Below are 6,467 nucleotides of genomic sequence, written 5' to 3' on the forward strand. Positions count from 1 at the left end.
TCATCATACTTGTGGTTATCCGTTTTATATCTGCCGTGGTTAAATCCGCCACTTCCCCGGAAATAAACCGGGTAAGTTCCATAAAACTGCTAATTGGACCGCGCAGATCATGGTTTGGTTTGATATATGGTTTGAACAAAAGTATTAAATACGGCTCTTGTATCAGCAGAAACAAAAAGAGCAAAACGCTTTTCAATCAGGTATGAGCGTTCCTTGCCCAGTAAAAGTGCAGCACTAAAATTCAGTTCTGAAATTTCACCTTCTTTTGTGAGTGTAAGATATCCGGTAGGGGCAAAATCATATAATTTGGTATATTTTTTCTCGGCAAGTTCAGCTTTTTCACTGGCCTGCTTCAATTCTTCATTTTGCATTTCCAGTTCCAACTGATGCACTTCAAGTTCGTGAATGAGTTTTAATTTATCAGTTTCGGAAAGTGACGCTTCTGAACCTTTCTTTTTTTTGTTAATCAATTTTTCTGCAGCCCGGCGCAGTTTGCCCGATTTGTTGGTTATTTTTTTTGGTTTATTCATGACGGAATAATTTTTTATTTTTCCCTAAGTTAATAAATCTGCCGGGTCAGTTTTTTATAAATTGTTACATTACAAAGCGCCGCTAAACGGTCACGTTTTTTAAACTGTCCAATATTCCAAATACATTGAGCAACCACACTACAAGAATAATTACAACAACGGCATTTAAAATATTTTTAACGGTGCGCTGCATGGGAATATAGCTGTTTACCAACCAGAGAATAACTCCTGCAACAATAATAACGACAAGAATAGTTAATACGGGCATGATTAAATTTTTAATTTTTACTAAATCGTACATAACAAATGTCAGCTTTTTTAAACTAAAAAGTATTACATAATTTTGGTCATTCATTACATAATTCACACATTTAGGTAGTTTAAAACCCACCATTTGAATTCAATTTAAATTGCCTAAACGAATCGAGAGAGAATACAAAACGGATCCGGTTTTTGAATGATCCGCTGGCTGATTCAATGTTCTGGGAAACCAGCAATGGGACATAAATTTCGAAAATATTTTTGATGCCCGTTTTTAAGCCTGCTTCAAAGAATATGGGCGAATCGTTTCCGCTGCCGAAACCTCTATCGTTTAAAAGCAGATTGACAAAAGGCTTTACAGGCACCCAACCAATTTTCCCGGGCAAACTGCTTGTAAATGACAGGGAAACAAGCCAGCGGCTGTAACCCAGACTATCGTTCACCGGTGATATTAAACCTCCTTCAGAAAGGCTCATTTGCCGCGACCAGAAATGGGTGGGAAAAACCGCAAAGCGGTCGGGGTACGTTCCCTCGTAAAGATACAGTTCGCGGCCACTTCTTCCACCGGGTGAGAACGAGTAAAAAGGAATGTTTAAATCCTCTTTCAGCATGGTCCCGGCAAATAACCGGAAATCCAGTCCTTTATCCCGGCCATAGTAACTCAACCTGTAATTGAATTCAACCGAAGTTTTTTGAAATGATTTTCCGGATTCAAAATCGGCCTGAAACGTAAGTGGATTCATGTTGCTGTTCTTCTCTAACCGATAACCAAATTGCAAATAGGAATCCATTTTTGCCTTTTCCTGAAATTCAATCTGATAAAGGCTGGAGGCAGAGATGTAATTCCCAAATAAACTATGAGTTAACGGGGAAGTCATGTCTTGGTTTCTGAAATACAACTCAACGCCGGTTTTTACCTTTTGGTAGTTTTGATTGCCCGGTGCGCCGAATTGGGTGCCTTCCAAAGAAATGGCTGCCAGCCTGATAAATTTATCGTATGGTGTAATATTGTAAGCCACCCGGCCAAACCCTGCCAAATCGTTATTGCCGAATGCATAAAACGGCATCACAAAATACTCCACCGGTTTTGGAATGATGAAGCCATTGTGGAACGCCATGCCCGCCATAAACCCGTTTTCGCGGGTCCAGTTTATTGCCGGAATATACATCAGTGTGTGTTTTTCAGGATTTTCAACGGTAAAAAGGAGCTGGGTTTGTAAGGGATCTGCCCTGGGAAATGCACCGGTTTTTTTTATATTGTTGTTCCTCCTGAAAAGTTCGGGCATAACATGTCCGGGATCGATTTTTATTTCTGAATATTCACCATCGGGTATTTCAATCCATTTCTCTCCTTCAAAGCCTTGCACCCATTTTTCAAAAAAAATGGAATCTCCGGTCATCCCGGCTATAACTAACGGCGATACCAGTTCCCCATTATTTTTTACAAGTAGTTTTTGATTCTCCAGCCTAACCATTTTATAGTCCAGCCGTTGGGTCGTTCCTATTAAATCATCAAAAAACCAGGTTAAATCGTTGCCTGTAACGTTTTCAAATACACAGCGCAAATCGTTGGGGTGGGGGTGTCTGAATTTCCAGATTTGGTAATACTCATGCATGGTCGCATCAAAAAGCGTATCTCCGAGATAAGCCCGCAGGTAATTAAGGGCGATAGCAGCTTTATTGTAAAGCATGATGCCATAATTTGAATCACTGTATTCGTCAGCCGGCAGGTTTACGGGCTGTTCGAGGTTACTGCGGGCCTGTATAAGCCATTCCAGTTCCTGCATCCGTTCCACAGGCAATTGGTCAATCGTTAAAATACGGGCCAGTTTCCAGTTTCTAAAATAAATCTGCCAAAGTTTTTTCAAAGGATATTTTTCTTTCATGTACCGCGCTGTATATGCACTCGTTATGCCTTCGTCCATGAACGGTACTTTTCGCTCATTGGATGCCAGCGCCCCGTAAAACCAGTTATGCAAAATTTCGTGGGCCAGCACTTCGTCAAGCGAGTAAGCATCTTCAGTCATGCCAATCACCGTGATACCCGGGTATTCCATTCCGTAGCCGGCGCTCAGAGCGCTTTGAACTGCCGTGTAACTCTCATACGGATAATCACCAATTTTTTCTGAAGCCCATAAAATAACTTCATTCACATAATCCAAAGCGTCTTTCCAAAGATTTGACTGCCGGTTGGTAAACATCACCCAGGTAGTTACTTCCCTGTCCGAACCGGGAAGTTTTACTTTCCCCTTCATCACATTAAACCGCTTATCGGCAAACCAGGCAAAATCATGCACTCCATCTGCAATATATTGCAGCGTTTTATTCTGTTTTGATGACACCGGAAAAGGGACTTTCCCGATGTGCGAAGCATTTACCCATGAGGTATCGGCAGCAAGTTTTTCAAGCATTTCCCTTTCGCTTTGGTTTTGCAGGTTCCCGGTTGCTCCCACAATATAATTATCAGGCAGTGTGATTCTTACATCGAAACTTCCAAATTCAGAATAAAATTCACCCTGATCGAGGTAAGGCATTTGGTGCCAGCCATCCTGATCGTAAACTGCCGGTTTGGGGTACCACTGCGAAATCTGATAGGATTCGCCGATATGGCCCAAGCGGGATGTTACGCCTTTTGGAATTTTTACACGGAATGGGGTTGTAATAATTATTGTGTCGCCAGGATTCAGGGGTTCGTTCAGATCAATCCGGCAAATATCGGACTGGCCGGGTAATAATTTCCATCGAACCTGCCTGTCGTTTACTTTAAAGTTTAGTGAATCGATAAACCCGCTCAATTCCGGATCGTTGAATAACGTTGACTTCCCGTTCGCCCGGAATACCTGTTTGGCTAATGGAGTGTTGTTGTTTGAATAGGCATTCGGCCACAAGTGGAACCAGATAAAATGAAGCGTGTCGGGTGAATTATTGATGTATTCAAGGGTTTCAAACGCATTTAATTGATGAAGTGTATCATTCAGCAAAACATTTATTTTGTAATTGACTTCCTGCTGAAAATATTCCTGAGACAAAGTTTGGTAGAATGACAGTGAAACAAACAAAAAAATTAAAAATAACCTCCGGGAACCGCAAGTGATGGAAGGTATTTTCTGTTTGATTTTTGTCGAATAGATTCCTGCCATGGTTTTTATTTATTTATGGCGTTGTTCGGAGCTTGTCCCCCTTTAATTGCATTTGATGCCATAGAAAATTGATTTTTACCAATTAAAGGGGGAACAAAGGGGGTTTGAGAACTAATTTTTCCCCACCTTAAAATCTTGAATCCTCCTGAAATCCCCCTTTGGTATTAAACATCCGTTTCCAAAATAAAAATATCAACCAAAGGGGGACTCGCTCCGTTGACCTTCATCCTAATTCTCAATGAATTGCAACTAAATACATTATAGCATAAACAAAAAAAAATTGTGCAACCTTTTAAAAAGAATTGCACAAATTTTAAACTACCCCGATTAAACCAATAAGAGTACCAGGATGATAATTAAAACCAGCGTTGCGCCACCAATGTAAATCGTTCCGCCAGATTTCTTTACATCTTTTTTCATTCCCTTCAGCTCCTTTTTTAATTCACTTTTTTCTTCAGATGTCAGGTCACTTTTATCCATTTTACGGATTTCTTCAACACGTTTGGTAATCTTGTCAATCTCTTCATCGGTAAGTTTGTTTTCCGTTTTCACGGGAACTGCAGTTTTTTCCGGTTCGGAGTTTGAATCCGATTTATTGGCAAATGCCAATGTAGCGCTAAACGTGAAAATCATTACGAATACAAAGAAAATAGCTTTTTTCATTTTGAAATGTATTAATTTAAATATACCCAAAGGTACCGGGGAAAATCATCCTGACTGTTACACAATTCAGAATAATTATTACATCATTCACACATTTGGGTGGATGTAATTTGTCTTAATGCAACTAATCTCTGAATAATTCATAAATTTGAAAAACGGCAATGTTTTTTTATTAAAAGAATATTTTTTTGAACAGAAAAATCAGCAATACAGAACCAGAACCCGGCAAATTTTGGTTTGCCCTCGATAATGCTGCCAAAATATTTCCGGCAATTATCACCGAAAATGTTACCGCGGTTTTCAGGTTGACGGTCATGTTAAAACAACCCGTTAAAATAAAACCGATCCAAAAAGCAGTTTTGCAGGCTGAAAAGCGCTTTCCGTTTTTCAGGGTTCAACTTCGCGAAGGATTTTTCTGGTTTTACCTCGAGCAACTTCCAAAACATATTCCCGTTGAGCCCGATGAACGCGGGTTGTGCAGAAAATTTCCCAAAGGAAGTTTGTTAATACGAATTCCTGTAAAAGACAACAGCATCAGCGTTGAATGCTCGCATATTTTAACCGATGGCACCGGTGCATTTGAGTTTCTTAAAACTATTCTCATCCTTTATTCGGCTGAATGTGGCATCGAAATTCCCAACGAATACCGGATTGGCGAAACAGTTAATCGTATTTCGGAGGAGGAATACGAAGATGCTTACAACCGCTACTTCAAGGCAGATATTCCGCCAATGGTAAAACGATCGAAGGCTTTTCACCTGCCTTATTCGTTAAAATCACATCCCCGCTTCACCCGGCAGCATGCAATTATTCCGCTGGTAGAAATTAAAGAGATGGCACAAACCAAAGGAGTAAGCATAACGGTTTATCTGGTATCAATTTATCTTTTTGTTTTGCAGGAAATTCATGAAAGTCTGAATGGTTTCAGCAGGTATAAAAAACAGAAAAAACTTCGTATTCAGGTTCCTGTGAATTTGCGGAATATATTTCCATCGAAAACCAAACGGAATTTTTCGTTGTTTGTGATGCCGGAAATTGATTTGCGTCTTGGCCATTATACGTTCAATGAGATTGTTAAAGCAGTGTACCACCAGATGAAACTGGAAACCGATGAAAAGCTGATCAATAAAAATATTTCAAGAAACGTGGGCAGCGAAAGAAAACTGTTTGTAAGAGGAATACCCTTGTTTTTAAAAAGTCTGATCCTGCGCCTGAAATACTATTCATTGGGCACGAGCCAGTACAGCGGGGTAATTACCAACCTGGGGAAAATAGATTTGCCCGGTGAAACTGCCGGATTGATCGACTATTTTATAATGATGCCGCCGCCGCCCAACAAGATGCTGAAAATTAGTTGCGGTGTGGCCGGTTTTGGCAATAAACTGACGTTGAGTTTTGGGAATAGCACACATTCGCAGGAATTTGAAGAAAAGTTTCTGCAGTTTTTACGCGATCAGAATATTTCAGTTGAACTGAAAACTAATTAATAGAGAGTTATGGTACAATGTCCGAATTGCGGAGTGGAAGTAGAAGAAAATGCCAATTTTTGCTCGTTATGCGGAGAGCCGCTACTGGAAAATACTGCCGGTAACGAAACTTTCATTAAATCGGGGAAATTTCGACGGGAAGAAAAACTGTTTACAGACTATCAGCAGTTAACCGGCTACCAGAAACGAAAAATCTTCTGGCAAATATCGGGGCTGATACTTGTTTCCGGTATTGTTATCACCTTACTCATCGATTTTATTGCGAATAACAACATCACCTGGTCAAAATACCCGGCTACGTTGAGTTTGGTTTTATTCATCAATTTTACGCTGAATACATTTCTGCGCAAAAGAATCATACTCACGCTGGCGCTTAGTTTCCTTTC

General features: G+C 40.2%; 6 protein-coding genes. 2 read left to right on the top strand and 4 right to left on the bottom strand.

The features are described 5' to 3' along the window. Positions 1-107: 107 nt before the first annotated feature. The 4 genes from ACTCNA_RS17180 to ACTCNA_RS17195 form a co-directional block, all read right to left on the bottom strand. On the bottom strand, positions 108-530 hold the full coding sequence (locus tag ACTCNA_RS17180) for a hypothetical protein (protein WP_462949170.1): 423 nt from the start codon (positions 528-530) through the stop codon (positions 108-110). Between the two features lie 82 nt (positions 531-612). Then, positions 613-831, bottom strand: a complete 219-nt coding sequence (locus ACTCNA_RS17185) for a Thivi_2564 family membrane protein (RefSeq protein ID WP_462949171.1) — start codon at positions 829-831, stop codon at positions 613-615. Between the two features lie 79 nt (positions 832-910). Further along, entirely contained in the window at positions 911-3,772 is a 2,862-nt protein-coding gene (locus tag ACTCNA_RS17190) for a M1 family metallopeptidase (RefSeq protein ID WP_462949172.1), read from the bottom strand. 486 nt (positions 3,773-4,258) lie between these two features. Beyond that, complete coding sequence (locus ACTCNA_RS17195; RefSeq protein WP_462949173.1) at positions 4,259-4,594, bottom strand: hypothetical protein; 336 nt, start codon at positions 4,592-4,594, stop codon at positions 4,259-4,261. Between the two features lie 188 nt (positions 4,595-4,782). Here ACTCNA_RS17195 and ACTCNA_RS17200 point away from each other — a divergent pair, with 188 nt between their 5' ends. Beyond that, complete coding sequence (locus ACTCNA_RS17200; protein ID WP_462949174.1) at positions 4,783-6,081, top strand: hypothetical protein; 1,299 nt, start codon at positions 4,783-4,785, stop codon at positions 6,079-6,081. Positions 6,082-6,090: 9 nt separating this feature from the next. Beyond that, a partial coding sequence (locus ACTCNA_RS17205; protein ID WP_462949175.1) for a zinc ribbon domain-containing protein occupies positions 6,091-6,467 on the top strand: 377 nt, incomplete at its 3' end.

The organism is Tangfeifania sp., assembly GCF_055108615.1.

Coding starts and splice junctions, on each gene's coding strand:
- ACTCNA_RS17195 (WP_462949173.1), bottom strand. CDS start 4,594: ATGAAAAAAGCTATTTTCTTTGTATTCGTAATGATTTTCACGTTTAGC.
- ACTCNA_RS17180 (WP_462949170.1), bottom strand. CDS start 530: ATGAATAAACCAAAAAAAATAACCAACAAATCGGGCAAACTGCGCCGG.
- ACTCNA_RS17185 (WP_462949171.1), bottom strand. CDS start 831: ATGTACGATTTAGTAAAAATTAAAAATTTAATCATGCCCGTATTAACT.